Raw genomic sequence first — 19,247 nt, forward strand, 5'->3', positions numbered from 1 at the left:
AGAGCCCCTCGGACTTGCATGCCGTCTGAAGGGGCTTCTTCCCGGCAATGGCCTGATGTCCGGCAGAAGGAGGGGACAATGCTCATCAGGAAACGAATGCGGAGCGGCAGTTCGAGCTTGCTGTCAAAGCTCAGTCTTCCGATCTTTGTACTCATCGTCACCTTCATTGCGCTATTTGCAACAGCGGCGAGCTACATTCTTATACGGGTACAGAACGACCATACCCACAAGATGGCGGAGCAGTCGATGAAATTTGTTTACCGGAATGTATGGTATCAATTCGATACGATGAATAATGTGGCAGCTTTCGTGTCCACGAACCAATCGATTGAAAGCCTGCTGGAAAACAATTATGAGGAATCCTTCGAGGCCGTAGGCGATTTTTTCGCGCTGCAGTCCAATCTTCAAAATCTGTCTCTGCTGTCGCTTCTCAATGATTTCGGTTCCCGCAGAGACGCGCAGCAGTCCTATGTGGTCTCCCTGGCGCTCGATCCGGGCGTCGGACTTTATGAGATGGCGACGGATCACTTCTACCCGGTGACCGGGATATTCAAATCCGGGGATTTGCAAAGCGAGCCATGGTACCGCAGCCTGGGTGAAGGAGAGCAGCGGACCGTCTGGTGGGGTCAGAAGTCAGGCCAGGCCAACGCCGCCATGATTTATTCAGCGAGAAAGAAGAGCAGCATCAAGGACGGGCGCAGCATTGGGACGATCATCATCGGCGCGGATACCGGGAGCATCAAGAGCGTGTTTGATAATGCTCCGCTGGAGAAAGGGTATCATTTGCTGCTGGACGAAAGCGACCGGGTTATCTTCAGCGAGCGCTACGATTTTCTTGAAAATGTAAGCGGTCTTCCATACGTGCAGGCATTGACAGGCGCAAGCGGGTCGCTTGTCGCGAAGGTGGACGGGGAAAAGGACCGGGTCATGTTCGAAACGCTGGAGAATGGCTGGAAGCTTCTGACTGTCGTCCCGGAGAGCCATTTCAGCCGGTATACCATTGCGATTTCGGCCATCGGCGCCGCTACCGCTGCTGCTGCTCTGCTTGTTGCAGGCTTCTGGCTCCGCAGAATTGTCGTGCGGGTCACGGTTCCGATCACCAGACTGGTCAGCGCTGTTCAGCGTCCGGAGGTAGTGGAATTCAAAGAACCGCTTCCCAATCAAAATTCGGGGATCTACGAAGTAGATGAGCTCCACCAGAAATTTGCATCCATGCTAGTGACCATTCACGGTTTGATCGAAAAATCGTTCGTGGAAGAGATGGAGCGCCGCCAGCTCCAGCTTGAGCTGCTGCATGCCCAGATCAACCCTCATTTTCTGTACAATACGCTGGATTTGATCAACTGCCGGGCGATAATGGCGGGAGATGTGGAAGCAAGCCGGATTGTCCGATCCCTCGCCAATGTATTTCGTTACGGCTTGAATCGCGGGCAGGCCTGGATCACCGTGGAGCATGAAATCAGGCAGGTGGAAGCTTATCTTCATATCCAGCAGATGATGATGGATAATCTGCAGGTTGCCATAAATGTGCCGGATGAGCTTTTATCCGCGACAATCGTGCATCTATGCCTGCAGCCGCTGGCGGAGAACGCCATCATCCATGGATTTGCCGACCAGCCGGCCGACTGCCGGATTGCGATTTCAGCCCGACTGGAAGGAAAAGCGCTCGTACTTCGTGTCGAAGACAACGGAAAGGGCTGCGATGCACAGCGGATGAACCACGCTCTTCTGGAACAGCCAGCCGGTGATGCCGGCGGTAAATTAAGCGAAAGCGGAACCGGATACGGCACCATGAATGTTCATCGGAGAATCCAGCTGCACTGCGGGAAACCGTTTGGTTTGCGTTACGTGGAGGTCAATGAAGGAACCTGCGTCGAAGCTGTTATGCCCTTTCGACCGGATCTGGTTTTACAATGATAGGAGGCATTGGCATGTTCAAGCTGCTTATTGCGGAGGATGTAAGAACAGTCCGCGAAGCTCTGATCCGTTCCATCCGCTGGGAGGAAATTGGAATCAGGCTGCTCGGCGCCGTGGAGAACGGGGAGGAAGCTCTCATATGGCTGGAACGGGAGGAGCCGGACCTGCTCCTGACCGATATCGGGATGCCGAGGATGAACGGTCTGGAGCTAATTGAAGCTGTAAAAGCGAGAAAGCCTGATATCCGCTGCATCATCTTATCCGGATTAAATGAATTTGAGCATGCGAGACAGGCGATCAAGCTGCAGGTGCTGGAATATATTCTGAAGCCGATCGATCCTGCCGAGATCGAGCGGGTGATGTCAATTGCGGTGCAGGAGCTTCGCAAAGAGCGGGAAGAACGCCGGGGAATGGCGCTGGCGGAGCAGGCGGTGAAAGAAACGCTGCCCAATCTCTCGGAAGCGCTGTCTCCCCATGATTGGTCCGGCAGCATCAAGAAGAAGAAGCTGGTGGAACAGGCAATCCGCTACGTGAAGGAAGGGTATACGCGCAAGGAGCTGGCGCTTTCGGAAGTAGCGGCCGCGGTTGGCTTAAGCGATAAATATTTGAATCTGCTGGTCAAGGAAGTGACCGGCACGACAATCAATCATGCGATTATCCGGCTTCGGATGGAAGAAGCGGCGCGGCTGCTGAAGGAACCCGCGAATAAAATCTACGAAATCTGCGACTGGATCGGCTATGCGGACCAGGATCATTTCCGGGAAACCTTCAAGAAGCAGTACGGCTTGACGCCAACTGAGTACCGCAACAAGTTTTTGTAAGCCTGATGAATCTCTCGTTGCTGCAATCAGTATCGCGTCGGCGGTTGAATCGATTGGAAATTCATAGACATCAGAACGGCAGGAGTCGTCATGACTTCCTGCCGTTCTGATGTTTATTTGTTGTATTTTGGCGTTATTTCGTTCATATTGTCAAAAACCGCCGAAGGCAATCACTCAGGATAGGCTCTGAATCTAGTTAACTGCCTATCACTCATCAATCTGTAACACATATGATAAGTGGAAAAAAGTAGTTGTTACCGAAGGAGGTGCAGTTATTGAGCGGTCCCGTTCCATGTCATCGTAAAAAACTAAAAAGAAAACGCCTTAAATGCTGCGAGGAAAATTCTACTATAAAAAGAAAGCGCCGCAAGCTGGAAATAAATATATTGGCTCCTCAAGGTCTTTCCGGTCCGGCAGGGGCAGCGGGTTCTTCAGGAATTCCCGGTCTGCAAGGAGTCACGGGAGCTCCGGGAGCCGGTCTGCTCCATTTTTATCAGTTCTTTGAAATTCCGGATCCTATGGTTCCTGGCGGTCCGGCAATCACTACAGTGACGCTGCCTGCAGCGCCTGCGGCAACCGGGCCAGAGCTGCAAGTCAGCGATCAGTTCATTTCACTTCGAGGCATTAACCATAATAGCAGGATCGCATTGACTGCAACTATCGTATGGAGCTTTACCTTCGTTACAGAAACAGCTCCCGAGTTAACTGTCGCGAGCCAAATCATGCAGTTCAGTATTTTTCGCGATACGCCGCTGGTTGGGAAACGCGTTTGTACGGTTATCGACTCCGGGAGAGTAACGCAAATTAACCTGGATGGAATGGCTGTAACATTAGTAAGCGGAACTTATACTACGACGTTTGAATGCACCGATACGGGAGTGATTGGACCGACAGCCAACTATTATTTGACCGCTGCTGCAGGAACTGCTTCAGGATTTGGTGTGCCTGATGACGCATTTCCCGTGCCTATTACCAACTTTACGAATCCGACAATCAACGAAATTCATTTCAGCGGGAGGGTTATTCTTCCCGGATGATTAATTCTGGAGGTGTAGGTAATGAAATGCAGCGTTCCGCGCCGCAAAAAAAAATGTCCTCGTAAAAAATCCCGCCGTACGCTAAAAATCAATGTAGTTGCCCCGCAAGGGCTCGTAGGGCCTCCCGGACCAGCAGGCCCTAAGGGTCCAGCAGGTCCACAAGGTTTGCCGGGGACGCCTGGCGGTGGCCTTCTGACATCCTATAATTTCGTTGAAATCCCTGATCCCATGGTCGCAGGAGGTCCAGTAATCACCACAGTTGTGCTGCCGGCGGCTCCCGCTACAATTGGACCCGAACTTCAAATTAGCAATCAGTCCGTTGGGCTGGCCAATGTCAATGTCAACAGCCGGGTCGTACTCAGAGCAACCTTTGTATGGAGTTTTACTTTTATAACCGAATTAGCCCCCCAGCTTGCTGTCGCGAGCCAAGTGATGCGCTTTGGCATATTCCGCGATGCGCCGCTCATTGGTGAACGCGTAAGTACCGTCATTGACGCTGGAAGCGTAACGCAAATTAATGTGGAGGGAATGGGAACAACATTTGTCAGCGGAACTTTTACTACAACATTTGAATGCACCGATACAGGAGTGCCCGGCCCCTCTGTAAATTATTATCTGACAGCAGCAGCTGGTCCAGCCTCAGGCTTCGGTGTCGGAATTAACGGTTCGCCCACCACCATTACTAATTTCACTAATCCGACGATCAATGAGGTTCATTTTAGCGGAGAGGTAATAGGCCCGAACGTCCTTTGAATCTTCCCAGTCCGTTACAACCCGCTGCGAGGAACTCGTTTGACTGCACAACAACAAGACCCCCGGTTCTTCAACCAGGGGTCTTGTTGTTGTGCGTGAGGGACAAGTATTGATTATGAACGCTCCAATATGGTTTGGAAAGTAGTCGCATCGCAGGTCTGCACCAGCTTGACGAGCAATTCCTTCGCAGCGGCATAATCATCGACATGGAGGATCGAAGCTGCGGTATGGATATACCGCGCGCAGACGCCGATGACAGCGGAAGGAATGCCGATTCCCTCCACATGGACTTGACCGGCATCTGTCCCGCCTGCGGAAAAGAAAGGCTGGACGGGGATCCTGTGGGTGGAGGCCGTATCGCGGACGAATTCGAGCATCCCGCGATGCGTAATCATCGTAGGATCGAAGATGCGCAGCAGCGCTCCCGCACCCAGCCGCCCGAACGCCTGGCGGTCGCCTGTCATGTCATTCGCGGCGCTGGCGTCCAGAGCGAAGAACAAATCAGGCTTGATCATCCGAGCAGAAGTACGTCCACCGCGTATGCCCACTTCCTCCTGCACAGTGGCTCCTGCGTACAGCACATTCGGCAGCTTCGCGCCACGAAGTTCTTTGAGCAGCTCTATGGCAAGCCCTACGCCGTAACGGTTGTCCCAGGCTTTAGCCATGATCTTCTTCGGATTGGCAAGCGGGGTAAAGGGGCAGACAGGCAGCGCCGGCTGTCCGAGCCGAATGCCGATGTCCTCGGCGCCCTGCCGGTCGTCCGCACCGATATCAATATACATCTGTTTGACATCCAGCGGCTTCCCGCGCGCAGCTTCATTAAGCAGATGGACAGGAGTTGTGCCGATTACGCCGTCAATCGGACCGCGATCAGTGATGACCTGCACACGCTGGGCAGGCAGCACCTGGCTGAACCATCCGCCGAGCGTCTGGAATTTGAGCATCCCGGTGTCCGTGATGCCATTGATAATGAAACCAACCTCGTCCATATGACCGGCTACCATAATGACCGGACCTTCCGAATCGCCGCGGACCACACCGAAAATGCTCCCAAGCCGGTCCTGTACGATCTCATCCGTATATTTCCCCAGCTCCCCCCGCACAAACTCCCTGAGCTCGCGCTCAAAACCGGGAGCGGACGGCATTTCGGTCAGGGTACGGAATAATTCCAATGTGTCCTTATCCATATCAATTCCACCTCGCATTTATTGTTGGGCTATCTTATAACCTTATAGCATTTTTAAGATTCGCGTCTATAAATTTCTATTAGATTGACGGGAAGCAGCCTGCTTCGGCCGCCGGAGTGCAGCGAAGCCGGTTCTTCATTTGCTTTTTATATTGTAAGCAATTGAATAATGCCTATGCAACAGAACCGGTGATGTAGCTTGCAGTTGACCAAGGCAGCAATTGAAGAGAAATGGGTGCTTCGCCATTATGATAAAATGAACAGCAGGAAATATCAGTTAAAGATTGGGGGCAGCAAACGATGAGCTATGGCGGATTATCGAAAGAGCGGCTCGGCCGCATGCGCGGCGTCATGACCGGTTATGTGGAACGTGGCGAACTGCCCGGTATGGTTACGCTTGTCAGCCGGCGGGGAGAGCATCATGTCGAAGCAATCGGAATGAAGGGGATTGGGGGAAGCGATCCGATGCGCCGCGACACGATCTTTCGCATCGCCTCGTTGACGAAACCGGTCACAGCTGCAGCAGCCATGATTCTGGTTGAGGAATGCAAGCTCAGGCTTGACGACGCGGTTGATGAATTTCTGCCTGAACTGGCTGACCGCAGGGTTCTCAAGCGGCTGGACGGGCCGGTTGACGATACTGTTCCCGCGAGCAGACCCATCACCTTGCGTGATCTGCTGACCCTCAGATTGGGAATAGGAGCTGTTATGGCTCCCCCCGGCAAGTACCCGATCCAGAAGGCGATTGCGCAAGCGGGACTTGCTCCGGGGCCCAATCCGATATCCATCGCTCCGGATGAGTGGATGAAGCGTCTTGGCAGCCTGCCGCTGATCCATCAGCCGGGAGAAGCCTGGATGTATCACACCGGATCCGATGTCCTGGGCGTCCTGATATCACGGGCAGCCGGCCGGACGCTGGAAGATTTCACCCGCGAACGCATCTTCGAGCCGCTTGGAATGAAGGATACCGGATTTCATGTGCCGGATAGCGAGCTGGACAGGCTGCCCCCAAGCTACATGACCAATCGTGAAAGGGGAGGGCTGATGGTCCATGACGAACCGCAAAGCAGTCTATGGAGGTCACCGTCCGTCTTTCCATCCGGCGGTGGCGGCCTTGTCTCAACCGCTGACGATTATCTGGCCTTCTGCCGGATGATGCTGAACAAGGGGAGCAGCGGACGTATGCGCATCCTGTCACGCCCATCGGTCGAACTGATGACCATGGATCATCTGACGCCGGAGCAGAAGGCGGAGGCCCATGTTTTTTTAGGCGGCAGCAGCGGTTGGGGTTTCGGTGTCGGCGTCTCTGTCCGGCGAAGTGATCTGGCCGGGGTCCCTGGGAGGTTCGGCTGGGATGGCAGCATGGGCACATCCGCATATTCGGATCCCAAGGAAGACCTGATAGGGCTCTTGTTGACCCAGCGTTTGATGGATAATCCGGGTCCCCCCAATGTACTCCTCGATTTCTGGACCTCGGCATACCAGGCCATTGACGATTGAGACGGTTTCAAACGGCATGCCTTTTCAAATGCTTCGCCAAACAAGGGAATATTCCGAAAGCTGTAGATAGGGCTTTCGGGACATTCCCTTTTAACTTATGGAATGATGGAAGAATCGAACTCTGCCCTCGCGGCAAATAATTTTACAATACGATATCGCTGGACAGGATAATCGCCATTATTCACGAATAATGACAAAATAGGGTTTTGGATTTTAGCTTTGTTCCGTGTTCAACCTTTCAAACGATGACCAGAATGAGGGGGCAATCCAGAATGGCTGTAACGTTTAACACCATTATAATGAAAGCGGAAGGGAAGAACGCTACCGGAATTCAGGTGCCTGCGGAAGCAGTAGCTGCGCTTGGCAAGAAGATGAAACCGAGTGTTACAGTCAGTTTGAATGGTTATACCTATCGCAGTACTGTCGCGGTTTACGGCAGTGAGTTCTTTCTCCCCTTGAACGCGGTTCACAGGGAAGCGGCGGGAGTAGCTGCCGGCGACAGGGTAGAAGTGACGCTTGAGCTTGATTTGGAGCCTCGGACCGTCGACGTTCCGCATGATCTCACAACGGCGCTGTCAGCCCAGACCGGAGCGGTGGAGGTCTTCAATGCTTTGTCGTACTCGAAACGCAAAGAATTTGTCAGGCAGGTGGAGGATGCCAAAACGCAGGAAACCCGTGAACGGCGGATCGCCGGCATTGTTGAGAAAATAATTGTTTCCTGAGGTTTGCATATACGATCGCGCGAGCAGAGAGAGGCGAGAAAATGAACCCGCAGACTATCGGGCATGTCACACAGATCACAAGATATCCGGTAAAATCGATGGCCGGAGAGCATCTGAATCACACGCATATTGCAGCTTACGGATTATATGGCGATCGGAGCCATGCTTTTATTGATGATTCCAAGGAAGGCTGGGACAGGTATTTCACTGCACGGCAGCTCCCCGTTTTGTTAGGATACAAAGCAAGCTTTACAGCAAGCACCGCGCAGGACGAATTTCCCCCATTGCGGATAACCTCGCCTGACGGCCGTGAATTCAGCTGGGATGGCCAATTGCTGCAAGAGATCCAAAGCGCCTCCAGACCCGGATTATCCATGATTCGTCATGAACCGGACAGCCGGGAACTGCTGGCAGTGGACACGGGCGGAATTTTAATCATCACGGACCGCACTCTGCGTAAGCTGGAGAAGCTGCTGGGCAAGGAGCTGGATCCGCGCCGGTTCAGAGCCAATCTGATGATCTCCTTGAATGATGAAAGCTGCCGGGATGATGCATCCTTGATAGGCAAACGTTTGTCAGTGGGGAGCGCCGTTCTGGAGGTCTCTCAAGAATGCGAGCGTTGTTCCGTGATTACCATTGATCCCGACACTTACGAACGGGAAGTCGGGATTTTAAAGACAGTGAAAGAAGAGATGAACCTGAAATTCGGCGTGTACGCGTCGGTTGTTCAGACTGGCGAGGCAAACAGCGGCGATCCGGTGTACATTTCAGGGTGAAATTGTCATAAATTCATGCTTTATCAGAATAGCTGATAGAAGTTATAAGATCATTCTTGTTGACCGGGTCTTCCCGCTCTGATAAGTTCAAGAGAGCGAAAATTGCTTCAGATACGATAATAAGAATATCATTGCATGCTAACGGGGTGGAAATGGGTGGAATTTCAAGTATTTAACAGTCCTTTTAATGAGGAACAGGCAGAGCTGCTCAATCGATTGCTGCCTTCGCTGACAGAATCACAACGGATCTGGCTGAGCGGTTATCTGGCGGCTTCTTCTCAGACAGCAGCAGCAGTTGCGGCGCCGACAGCAGTGCCGACAGCAGCTTTGGCAGCGATTGCAGAGCCGGTCGCCGCCAGGGAGGTAACCGTGCTTTTCGGGTCTCAAACCGGGAACTGCAATGGACTTGCCAAGAAATTGTCCAAGAAGCTGGAAGAGCAGGGCCTCACGGTCTCACTCTCCTCCATGGCGGATTTCAAGCCGAATAACCTGAAGAAGGTCCAGGACCTGCTTCTGTTGGTAAGTACCCATGGGGAAGGAGATCCGCCGGATAACGCAATTTCTTTCTATGAATTCCTTCACAGCAAGAGAGCGCCGCAACTGGAGGATCTGCGTTTCTCCGTGCTTGCTTTGGGAGATACCTCCTATGAGTTTTTCTGTCAAACAGGAAAGGATCTCGATGCGCGTCTGGAAGAGCTGGGCGGCAAGCGAATTATCCCCCGTGTCGACTGCGATGTGGATTTTGACGAGCCTGCTGCGGAATGGATCAGTAATGTTCTGGGATCCCTGAGCACGGCTTCTGCAGCACCTGCATCTGCAGCTAATGGAGCTGCGGCGGTTGTGAGCGTAACCGAATCGGAATCCGAATACTCCAGGACGAATCCATTCCAGGCCGAGGTTCTTGAGAATCTGAATTTGAACGGGCGCGGATCGGATCGAGAAACACGCCATCTCGAGATCTCCCTTGAGGGATCAAATCTGCAGTATGAACCGGGCGACAGCCTGGGCATCTATCCGGAGAACCATCCCCGCCTTGTGGACGAGTTGATCGGATTCATGGGCTGGAATGCGGATGAATCCGTGGCAATCAACAAGAGCGGCGAGACACGGTCATTGCGTGAAGCACTGCTCCGGCATTTTGAAATAACCGTTCTGACGAAGCCGCTGTTCGAGCAGCTGGCTAATCTGCCTTCAGGCAGCGTGATGAGAGAGCTTCTGGCCACGGGACGCGAGCAGGAGCTTCGGGCTTATCTGAACGACAAGGACCTATTGGATCTGGTGCAGGATTATTCCCTAGCGGGTGTGCCTGCGGGCGAGTTCGTATCCCATTTGCGGAAGATTCCCGGCCGCTTGTACTCGATTGCCAGCAGTCCGAAAGCTTTCCCGGATGAAGTGCATGTTACCGTCCGGACGGTCCGTTACGAGGCACAGGGCCGCGACCGCTACGGCGTTTGCTCCGTTCAGCTTGCGGAGCGTATACAGCTTGGCGATACGCTTCCGGTCTACATTCAGCATAATTCGAACTTCAAGCTTCCCGAGAATCCGGCTACTCCAATCATTATGATTGGACCGGGTACGGGCGTCGCTCCGTTCAGAGCCTTCCTGGGCGAACGGGAAGAGACGGGCGCTGAAGGGGAATCCTGGTTGTTCTATGGCGATCAGCATTTCTCCACAGATTTCCTGTATCAGATTGAATGGCAGCGGTGGCTCAAGGACGGCGTGCTGACACGGCTGGATGTCGCGTTCTCGCGGGATACGGACAAGAAAGTATATGTCCAGCACCGGATGCTTGAGAAGAGCCGCGAATTCTATGAGTGGCTCCAGAAGGGAGCTTGCGTATACGTCTGCGGCGACGAGAAGAAAATGGCCCATGACGTACATGCAGCTCTGGCGACTATTCTTGAGCAGGAGGGCGGCATGAGCCCTGAGGAAGCTTCCGATTATTTGATTCAATTGCAGCAGCAGAAACGTTATCAGCGGGATGTTTACTAGGATGCGCCCCGAAGATTGCGAGAGGAGATAGCAAGTATGGCACAAAATCAACTTCTTCACCCACAGAATGCGCCGCATAGCGATGTTGAGGACATCAAACGCCGGAGCAATTATTTGCGGGGAAGCCTTGAAGAGACTTTGGAAAATGTCATTACGGGTTCCATTCCCGAAGACGATAACCGATTGATGAAATTCCATGGCAGCTACATGCAGGATGACCGGGATCTGCGCAATGAGCGACAGAAACAAAAGCTGGAGCCTGCCTATCAGTTCATGCTGCGCGTACGCGCGGCTGGAGGTGTCGTCACGCCGGAGCAATGGCTGATGATGGACCGCATCGCAACGAAGAATGCCAATGGAACGATCCGGCTGACGACGCGCCAGTCCTTTCAGCTCCACGGGGTAATCAAGTGGAATATGAAGCAGACCATCCGGGAAGTGAACGATGCGCTGCTAACGACGCTCGCCGCGTGCGGCGACGTCAACCGCAACGTGATGTGCAATCCGAACCCGTACCAATCGGAGGTTCATTCCGAGGTGTACGAGTGGGCCAGCAGAGTCAGCAATCACCTTGATCCGAAGACAAGAGCCTATCATGAAATTTGGCTTGATGGCGAGAAAATACTGGACAGCCAAAATGACGGGGAAGAAGTAGAACCGATCTACGGACCGGTTTACCTGCCGCGCAAGTTTAAAATTGGTATGGCTGTTCCTCCATCCAATGACGTTGATGTGTTTTCCCAGGATTTGGGCTTTATCGCTATTATTGAAGATGGAAAGCTGAAGGGCTTCAATGTGTCGGTAGGCGGCGGAATGGGAATGACGCATGGCGATTCGAAAACGTATCCGCAGGTTTCCAAAGTGATCGGGTTCTGTACACCGGAGCAAATTATCGATGTAGCCGAGAAAACGGTAATGATTCAACGGGATTACGGCGATCGTGCGGTCAGGAAGCATGCCCGTTTCAAATATACGATCGACGACCGCGGGATCGAATGGTTTATTAATGAATTAAGCGACCGGATGGGCTGGAAGCTTGAGGAAGCGCGTCCTTACCATTTTGACAGCAATGGCGACCGCTATGGCTGGGTAAAAGGAAATAACGGAAAATGGCATTTTACTCTGTTTGTCCAGAACGGCCGTGTCAAAGACGAAGCTGGCTATCCTCTGATGACAGGTTTAAGGGAAATCGCCAAGGTTCATACAGGCGACTACCGGCTTACGCCGAACCAGAATCTGATCATTGGCAATGTAACCAGCCATAAGAAGAAAAAAATCGAAGGTTTGATCAAGGAGTACGGACTTACCGATGGAGCCCATCATTCGGCTCTGCGCAGAAGCTCCATGGCCTGCGTGGCGCTGCCAACCTGCGGACTGGCAATGGCCGAATCGGAGCGTTATCTCCCTTCGCTGATTGATAAAATGGAGCCGATGCTTGAGGAAGCTGGACTGCGCGACGAAGAAATCGTCATCCGCATGACCGGCTGCCCGAATGGATGCGCAAGACCAATGCTTGCGGAAATCGCGTTCATCGGCAAAGCACCGGGCAAATACAATATGTATTTGGGGGGCGGCTTTACAGGCAATCGTCTGAACAAGCTGTACAAGGAAAACATCGGGGAAGAGGAGATTCTCGGTACTCTCCAGCCGATTGTGACGCAGTATGCAAAGGAAAGGCAAAGAGGCGAGCACTTCGGTGATTTTGTCATTCGCGCCGGCTTTGTGAAAGAGGTTCTGGACGGACAGGATTTTCACTCGTAAAGGTGCCTGCGCCGTAGAATAGGTATCAAGGCAGCAGAACGACCGCTTGAAAGGGCGGTCATTCTGCTGTTTCTATTTGCATACAGTCAGCTGTCGATGGATTTGTGCCGGTGAGGAGATTGATGGGAAACACCAGCTAGTGGAAATTAAAGGACTGCCTCCGCATACAATCTACTATAGCCGCAGTTCAAGGAAAATAACATACAAAAAATGGAAATATAGTGGACGCCCTGCATGGAATGAACGACTCAACCAGTGAAGTATTCCGGTTAGGTCGGACGTTGATGCCGCAATCGCACAGTATGTTGCCAGGAAAGTCCCTCTGTCATTTTCTTTTATCCGAAATATTTGTAAAGGAGGGATTGCTGTTACTATTCCTTTAGATTTCTTTCTGAAAGTAACCTTTGCCTTATTTCTGGGATTGCTGATTGGCATTGACCGTCAGTTAAAGCATAAGCCCCTTGGCTTGAAAACCTGTATGGTCATATCAGTGGCCAGCTGCCTGGTTACGGTGATCTCCATTGAGTCGATCGAAAAGTTCGGTGATCTTCTCACGACAAACCGTGATCCCATGCGGTTAGCGGCTCAAATTGTCAGCGGGGTCGGTTTCCTCGGCGCAGGCGTTATTCTGAGAAGAAACAATGATGTAATCTCGGGATTGACCTCCGCGGCGATGATTTGGGCGGCATCCGGAATCGGCATAGCGGTTGGGGCAGGATTTTATTGGGAGGCTTCCTATTCTGTTCTGATTATTATCCTTGCGGTTAACGTATTGCCCTTCCTGATCCGGCGCATCGGACCTGAAAAATTAAGTCAAAAGGATATTTCCGTCAAGCTTATCGTGAATCCGACCTGCGATTTGACGCAAATCATTAAAAATCTCGAAAGCGAACGTGAGCTGACAGGGAAAAAAGGCGTGGATATCCGTGAGATTAAACTCAAGGATCTGGAATCCGGCAACCGGCAAATCGGTTTGATTCTATCCGCAACCCACAAACATTATGTTACCGATGTATACAATCTGGTGAAGCTGACGGATAACGTCATCACCGTCGAAATCGAGGAGTTATAACCTGAGTCATAAGCCGGTGCTTTGCTTTGCAAGCTGCATCAGATTGCATAAATTCTCCCTCAACCCTGCATATTAAAGTAGGTTGCCCAAAATGTTTTTACAACAAAGGAGAATATGACGATGCAGCAGCAAATACCATCAAATAATCGTTCGCAGAACGGAATGAACATGAATCATGGAGGTCATGAACTGCTTGATGTGCATCAGGTGTTGTCCTGTGCCGTCAATACGTTGGATCAATTCATGATTTTCAGGCAATTCGTTCAGGATCAGGAGCTTTTGGACATTCTGGACCGGCAGTATAATTTCATGCTCTCCCAATAAAATCTGACGGCTGAATGCTTTAAGACCGGGCAGGAGCCAAACCAGAAAACAGCTACTTATATGATTAAACAAGTAACACAGCCGGTATACGGCATCAAACAGACCCAGCCGACAAAACCGAATCAATCTCTCGCTGACGTAAAGGATGCAGGCATATGCGATTATATGCAGGGGTTGGTTAAATCCCATGCTTCATTATTGACCATGTCAGCGGCAGAAGTTACAAATCCTGTCGTTCGCCGCGTGCTGGCATCTCAAATACAGCAGTTCATCGAAATGTCTTACGAGATCTTCATGTATCAAAACAAACATGGCTACTACCAGGTGCCGCAGTTTGATACTGCCGATATGCAAAAAATGCTGAATATGTACGCACCGGCAGCCGGAACGCCGCAAATGCCGGAACCTAACAAAGCGGCATTGCACTAACCCTGATTCAATAAATGCTTCCAAGAGCGCTCGGATATGCAAATGCATACCGGGCGTTTTTTTATTTAGAAAAATCTCATTCCCGATTATTATTGAGGTCTAAAGCTCAGGTGAATAAAAAGAACTCAATCTTCGGAAAATAACCGGGGCAGATATGAAGGGAGGGATCTATATGGCTAAACAACAAGGGCATGCCGCACAAAATACAACAACCCGCACATCCGATAAAAAGGGAAACAAAGGCAAAAAAGGCGGAGACAAATAGACCAGGAAAGGGGGATTCCATTTGTTTAATCAGCTGGAAAGCAATTATGATTGCTCGAATGCAGGCGAGGATCTGCATCAATTAAAGCAGGAAATGGAACAATTGATGTCCAAGAGCAGCAGCGAACACTCAACCGGGGAAAAGGAAACGTTAAACCGGCTTCAAAACCAAATACATTTTATCCATAACAAATGCGATATTCGTTAATTGAACTGAAATCATTGTAAGCCGGCCTTTGGGGTCGGCTTTTTATATGCTGAACTTTAGATATTGACTACATAGTCAAGAATATGATAGGATTACGTCATGAGCAGACCAAGAGAATTTGACGTGGATAAGGTTTTGAGTCAGTCGATGGAGGTTTTTTGGACCAAAGGCTATAAAGCGACCTCTTTCGAGGATCTGACGAACAAAACCAATGTGAAGAAACAGAGTCTTTATGGCGTATTTGAGGACAAACGCTCGCTTTTTTTAAAGGCACTCGCTCTTTATCGGACGCAAAGCCTCTCACAGCTTAGAGAAATGATCGACCAAGGCGGTTCGCCAACCCGTATTCTGGACGCTCTGCAGTCAGCATCGCTTTGTTCCTCAAGCGAGGAGGCTCATAAAGGCTGTCTCATGGTTAACTCTGCTATGGAGTTTGGCATGGATGATCGGGAAGTTGCGACCGAGTTCGACCTTATGTTCAGTGAAGTACGGCTTGTTCTTGAGGAGGTCATTCGAAACGGACAAGCTGCAGGAGAAATCACGAACCGGTTTACAAGTCAGGAATTAGCGGCCCACCTGGCCAATACTTTGCGCGGCATCCGAATATTAGAGAAAACAGGCGCGCCTCCAGATCAGATCGAAATGGTGCTGAACACGGCTTTCGATTTGATAAAAAACTAATTTTTTTTGTCTGATTTTTGACTTCGTAGTCAAAAATTTTTTGTTCAATTATTGACTTCGCAGTCAATAAAAACACCAAAACTATACAAGAGGAGCTGTTCATCATGTCTACTTTCCCCCAAATCTTGTCCACGTATCAATTAGGCCGCCTCACGCTTAAAAACAGGGTGGTTCTTGCGCCCATGACAAGGGGATCCGCAGAGTCCGATGGCAGGGCGACGGAAAATATGGCCCGTTATTATGCCCGCTTTGCCTCTGGCGATTTTGGACTTGTTATTACGGAATCCGGCTACATGGATGACACCTTCAGTCAAGGATTGCTGAACCAGCCGGGTATTACGAAGGATTCGCATATCCAGGCATGGAAAGGCGTTACGGAAGCGGTTCATGCACAAGGAGGAAAAATCATTTTACAGCTTGCTCATGCTGGTGCGCTGTCCCAAGAGAATCCTAATAGTGGACAAACGGTTGCTCCTTCCGCTTTGAAGCCGGAGGGTGAGAGAAGTCCGCTTTATGGCAAGGGAGGCGAATTTCCGACTGCCAGAGCATTAGATATTGAAGAAATCAAGGAGCTGATCGGCAACTTTGCGAAAGCTGCTTCGAATGCGGAGAAAGCCGGCTTCGACGGTGTGGAAATTCACTCTGCGAGCGGTTGTCTGCCGGACCAGTTTTTGACCGGATACACGAATCAGCGGACGGACGAATACGGCGGATCCCTGGAGAATCGCCTCCGGTTTCTTATTGAAACTATAGAAGCTGTCAAAGCAGCAACAGGCGAAGATTTTGTAGTCGGTGTCCGCATTTCGCAAGCGAAAGTGAATAATTTTACCTACAAGTGGGAGCATGGGGAAGAGGATGCAAGTGTTATTTTCAAAAGCATCGGAGCAGCCAAAGCCGATTACATCCATACGTATGAATACCGCGCATTGGACCCTGCTTTCGGGGAGTCTGGTCCTACGCTTGCCGAGCTGGCAAAGAAATACGGCAATACTGCTGTCATTGCCAACGGCGGACTCGATCAGCCTACTGATGCAGCGAAGATGCTGGAGAAGGGCTCCGATCTGATTGCGCTTGCCAAAGCGGCGCTGTCTAACCATGACTGGCCGAAAAAAGTGCAAAACGGGCAGCCAATCGAACCCTTCACGGGTGATGTGCTGACGCCGACTCCAACCCTGAAGGAAAAAGAATTATTGATCTGAAAACAGAAGCAAGCATCGCCCTGGTTTCTGGCATGAAGGACTGAACCTGTATACCAGAAGCGGAATTGCAGCATTATATATAATGCTTGCTTTAAAGTCCACTTTAAGGTGTATAGTTAAAGCTCGAGAAATCATTTCTGATGATCAGGGAGGTGTGGAGATTTGTCATTTTCAATCAAAGAAGCCTCCGAACGGCTCGAGCTTCCTCCTCATACGATCCGTTATTATGAGAAAGAAGGGCTGCTTCCTTTTATACAAAGGGATCAATACGGGAACCGGCTGTTTGAACAAAAGGACCTGGACTGGATCAACCTGATGACATGCTTCCGTGCGACGGGGATGACGGTAGCGGCCTTGAAACGGATTGTCGATCTTGCTATCATGGGCGATGAGACGATACCGGAAAGAAAAGCGATATTGGAAAATCATAAGCTGGAGCTTCAGCGAAGACAGCTGGAGCTGGACAGGGCATTTGAAGCGGTTAATCAAAAATTGTCGATATACAACACCCGTCAAATTCCCGATTCAAGTCCCATGAACGAATTGATGCTGAATCCGCCGAGAAGCTAAAAACCGAAAGACCGGATTCCCTTTTAATGAAGGGAGTCCGGTTTTTTTCTTGTTAACTCTAAACAGGACATAAGCTGTCCAGTTCATATGGTACAGTCACTCATGAAACAAAAAACGGTAACAAGAAAGCGGGAATTTTAGATGACTGACCGACAGGAACAATTTGGAGTTACCAGAAGCAGCAGGGCTTTTCAAGCTTTTCGCCATGCAATCGAGGAGGGATCGCTGACAGAATTCCTTTTGATGGCTTCCGATGATTTGCGCTTCACCGTTCCAATGCCCTTCGTCGAATGGAAGGGCATTCAGTACGGCAAGAAACGATTTGAAGAATTGGTACTCATGTAGCGTGAAGCCTTGGCTGTCCGGTTAACGTCTTTGCTGGAGCTCGAGGATGCCAATCATGGGATCGTGGTATTCAGCGCGGAAGGAACGTTGAACGGCGCGCCCTACAACAATGAGCTGACGATTTTTTTTGAATTTGAGAATGAAAGGATTCGCTCATTCCGTGAATATGTCGGATCGACACAATACATGCTGTCCGCTGAATGATATAAGAATGGGATGAATCAACACAAGGAATATTATATCGCATATCGCATTTTTCTCCTCAGGCTGCGACAGCCAGGGGCTTCCTGCTCTTCCGGATAGAAACGGCGGCTGCGGCGAAGGACAAAAGCAGCGCAATGCTGGCGACCCATGGATTGTACAAGACAGTCGAATTCAAGGTGACAGCCATACCGCCGACTCCCGCACCGGCTGCCAAACCGACCTGCGTCACGGAGGTGTTCAGGCTGATGATGAGATTCGCCGATTGCGGGGCCTTCTCGATGAAGTAGGTCTGCGTAGCAGGGCCCATAATAAACATGGACATCACCCAAAGGGACAGAAGCACCATGGCAAGAGGAAATGAATGAACGGCCAGCGGAAGCAGAGCCAGCGTCAGGACATGACCGGTCAAGCTGATGACGATGATCCTTACGCTTCCCCATTTATCGATAGCGGAGCCGCCCAGCCGTGAACCCAAAGCGCCGGCAATTCCGAAGACGAGCATGATGAATCCGATATCCGAAGCGCTGCGCTGCAGGATTGTTCCGAGAAAAGAGGTTACATACGTAAACATGACGGAGTTGCCGATTTCCCTGAACAGAACGAGCAGCAGCGCGGACAAAATGACCGGATTCGCAAACACCGCGAACTGCTGCTTGAAGGCTACGGGAGCATCGCCTTCGATCTCCGGCAGCAGGAGGGCCATGCCAATCAGAATGATGAGGCTGCCGGCGGCGAGGAAGAGAAAGATTGTCTGCCAGCTGAACATACCGGTCAGCGCAATCCCGACGGGCACGCCAAGAATCATGGCGCTGCTGAAGCCGAGAATAATGGTGCCGATCGCGCTGCCGATTTTCTCGGGAGGCACCATCTTGGCTGCAGCGCTGAAGGCGGCTACCATCAATACGCCGGAGCTCATGCCCAATATCATGCGGGCAGCCATCAGCTGGATGAAGCCGGAGCTGGCGAACGAGAAGAGATTGCCGATAATAAAGACGGATAAGGCAATGAGCAGCAATTTTTTCCGGCCCATTCGCGCCGTCAGAGACACAATAACCGGAGTTCCTATCGCGAATGCGAGCGAATAGGCGGTTATGAGCTGTCCGGCAAGTGCGACAGAGATATGCATCTCTTCAGCCAGCACATTCAGAATGCCCGCCACGACCAATTCTGAAGTAGCCGTGAAGAAGACGGCTATCATTAAAATGTAAATGACAATTCGGTTCATAAACAACCATTCCTTTCCGTTTTCCTGGGCTTCTGTCTTGTTCGGAGCCCATTGCGATTGTATGTGCGCTTGGCCGCGTCCGGCTAAGCGGCTTAATCGAATTATAATCAAGCTGATTCCATTAAGTAAGAACGCAAATCATTTGGATGTAATCCATTTATTTGGACCAACTAACCTATTGTATAGTGAGTTGCAAATTGCGCATCCAAGACAAATAACCGCCAAGGGCTAAGAGCCTTGGCGGTTAAATTGGTTATGATC

18 protein-coding genes and 1 pseudogene are annotated in these 19,247 nt (G+C 51.0%); 17 read left to right on the plus strand and 2 right to left on the minus strand.

Annotated elements, in window-relative coordinates:
• Positions 1-78: 78 nt before the first annotated feature.
• From AC0YNV_RS04410 to AC0YNV_RS04425, 4 genes are all read left to right on the plus strand, one after another.
• On the plus strand, positions 79-1,917 hold the full coding sequence (locus AC0YNV_RS04410; RefSeq protein WP_475766160.1) for a cache domain-containing sensor histidine kinase: 1,839 nt from the start codon (positions 79-81) through the stop codon (positions 1,915-1,917).
• Positions 1,918-1,931: 14 nt separating this feature from the next.
• The gene (locus AC0YNV_RS04415) at positions 1,932-2,738 is read left to right on the plus strand and encodes a response regulator transcription factor (RefSeq protein WP_475766162.1); all 807 of its coding nucleotides are present in this window, start codon (positions 1,932-1,934) and stop codon (positions 2,736-2,738) included.
• A gap of 386 nt (positions 2,739-3,124) precedes the next feature.
• Positions 3,125-3,775 (plus strand): hypothetical protein, encoded by a 651-nt coding sequence (locus AC0YNV_RS04420; protein ID WP_475766165.1) that lies wholly within the window; start codon positions 3,125-3,127, stop codon positions 3,773-3,775.
• 21 nt (positions 3,776-3,796) lie between these two features.
• The gene (locus tag AC0YNV_RS04425; RefSeq protein WP_475766167.1) at positions 3,797-4,528 is read left to right on the plus strand and encodes a hypothetical protein; all 732 of its coding nucleotides are present in this window, start codon (positions 3,797-3,799) and stop codon (positions 4,526-4,528) included.
• 113 nt (positions 4,529-4,641) lie between these two features.
• Here the strand turns inward: AC0YNV_RS04425 and AC0YNV_RS04430 are convergent, their stop codons facing one another.
• Positions 4,642-5,715: a M42 family metallopeptidase gene (locus AC0YNV_RS04430; protein ID WP_475766169.1), complete on the minus strand. Its 1,074-nt coding sequence runs from the start codon at positions 5,713-5,715 to the stop codon at positions 4,642-4,644.
• A gap of 299 nt (positions 5,716-6,014) precedes the next feature.
• On the opposite strand from AC0YNV_RS04430, the gene AC0YNV_RS04435 reads away from it, so the two are divergent.
• The 13 genes and pseudogenes from AC0YNV_RS04435 (at position 6,015) to AC0YNV_RS04495 (ending at position 17,761) form a co-directional block, all read left to right on the plus strand.
• Entirely contained in the window at positions 6,015-7,214 is a 1,200-nt protein-coding gene (locus tag AC0YNV_RS04435; RefSeq protein ID WP_475766171.1) for a serine hydrolase domain-containing protein, read from the plus strand.
• Positions 7,215-7,486: 272 nt separating this feature from the next.
• Positions 7,487-7,936 (plus strand): YdeI/OmpD-associated family protein, encoded by a 450-nt coding sequence (locus AC0YNV_RS04440; protein WP_475766173.1) that lies wholly within the window; start codon positions 7,487-7,489, stop codon positions 7,934-7,936.
• 41 nt (positions 7,937-7,977) lie between these two features.
• Positions 7,978-8,712 (plus strand): MOSC domain-containing protein, encoded by a 735-nt coding sequence (locus tag AC0YNV_RS04445; protein WP_475766176.1) that lies wholly within the window; start codon positions 7,978-7,980, stop codon positions 8,710-8,712.
• Positions 8,713-8,868: 156 nt separating this feature from the next.
• Positions 8,869-10,704 carry an assimilatory sulfite reductase (NADPH) flavoprotein subunit gene (locus tag AC0YNV_RS04450; protein WP_475766179.1) on the plus strand — a complete coding sequence of 612 codons (1,836 nt, stop codon included), beginning with the start codon at positions 8,869-8,871 and terminating at the stop codon, positions 10,702-10,704.
• 36 nt (positions 10,705-10,740) lie between these two features.
• Entirely contained in the window at positions 10,741-12,465 is a 1,725-nt protein-coding gene (cysI, locus tag AC0YNV_RS04455; protein ID WP_475766182.1) for an assimilatory sulfite reductase (NADPH) hemoprotein subunit, read from the plus strand.
• Between the two features lie 373 nt (positions 12,466-12,838).
• Positions 12,839-13,537 carry an MgtC/SapB family protein gene (locus AC0YNV_RS04460; RefSeq protein WP_210044044.1) on the plus strand — a complete coding sequence of 233 codons (699 nt, stop codon included), beginning with the start codon at positions 12,839-12,841 and terminating at the stop codon, positions 13,535-13,537.
• A 120-nt stretch (positions 13,538-13,657) separates the two neighbouring features.
• Positions 13,658-14,290 (plus strand): annotated as a pseudogene (locus AC0YNV_RS04465) (spore coat protein).
• A 286-nt stretch (positions 14,291-14,576) separates the two neighbouring features.
• Positions 14,577-14,762: a DUF2524 domain-containing protein gene (locus AC0YNV_RS04470; protein ID WP_475766184.1), complete on the plus strand. Its 186-nt coding sequence runs from the start codon at positions 14,577-14,579 to the stop codon at positions 14,760-14,762.
• 99 nt (positions 14,763-14,861) lie between these two features.
• Positions 14,862-15,443 (plus strand): TetR/AcrR family transcriptional regulator, encoded by a 582-nt coding sequence (locus AC0YNV_RS04475; RefSeq protein WP_475766186.1) that lies wholly within the window; start codon positions 14,862-14,864, stop codon positions 15,441-15,443.
• Between the two features lie 104 nt (positions 15,444-15,547).
• Positions 15,548-16,642 (plus strand): oxidoreductase, encoded by a 1,095-nt coding sequence (locus tag AC0YNV_RS04480; protein ID WP_475766188.1) that lies wholly within the window; start codon positions 15,548-15,550, stop codon positions 16,640-16,642.
• Between the two features lie 162 nt (positions 16,643-16,804).
• A complete protein-coding gene (locus AC0YNV_RS04485) occupies positions 16,805-17,212 on the plus strand; it encodes a MerR family transcriptional regulator (RefSeq protein WP_475766190.1) in 408 nt (135 codons plus the stop codon).
• A 141-nt stretch (positions 17,213-17,353) separates the two neighbouring features.
• Entirely contained in the window at positions 17,354-17,557 is a 204-nt protein-coding gene (locus tag AC0YNV_RS04490; RefSeq protein WP_475766192.1) for a hypothetical protein, read from the plus strand.
• A 9-nt stretch (positions 17,558-17,566) separates the two neighbouring features.
• A complete protein-coding gene (locus AC0YNV_RS04495) occupies positions 17,567-17,761 on the plus strand; it encodes a hypothetical protein (protein WP_475766194.1) in 195 nt (64 codons plus the stop codon).
• Positions 17,762-17,819: 58 nt separating this feature from the next.
• On the opposite strand, the gene AC0YNV_RS04500 is transcribed toward AC0YNV_RS04495, so the two are convergent.
• On the minus strand, positions 17,820-18,986 hold the full coding sequence (locus AC0YNV_RS04500; RefSeq protein ID WP_475766196.1) for an MFS transporter: 1,167 nt from the start codon (positions 18,984-18,986) through the stop codon (positions 17,820-17,822).
• Between the last annotated feature and the right edge of the window lie 261 nt (positions 18,987-19,247).

The organism is Paenibacillus sp. JT31N11, from assembly GCF_056269285.1.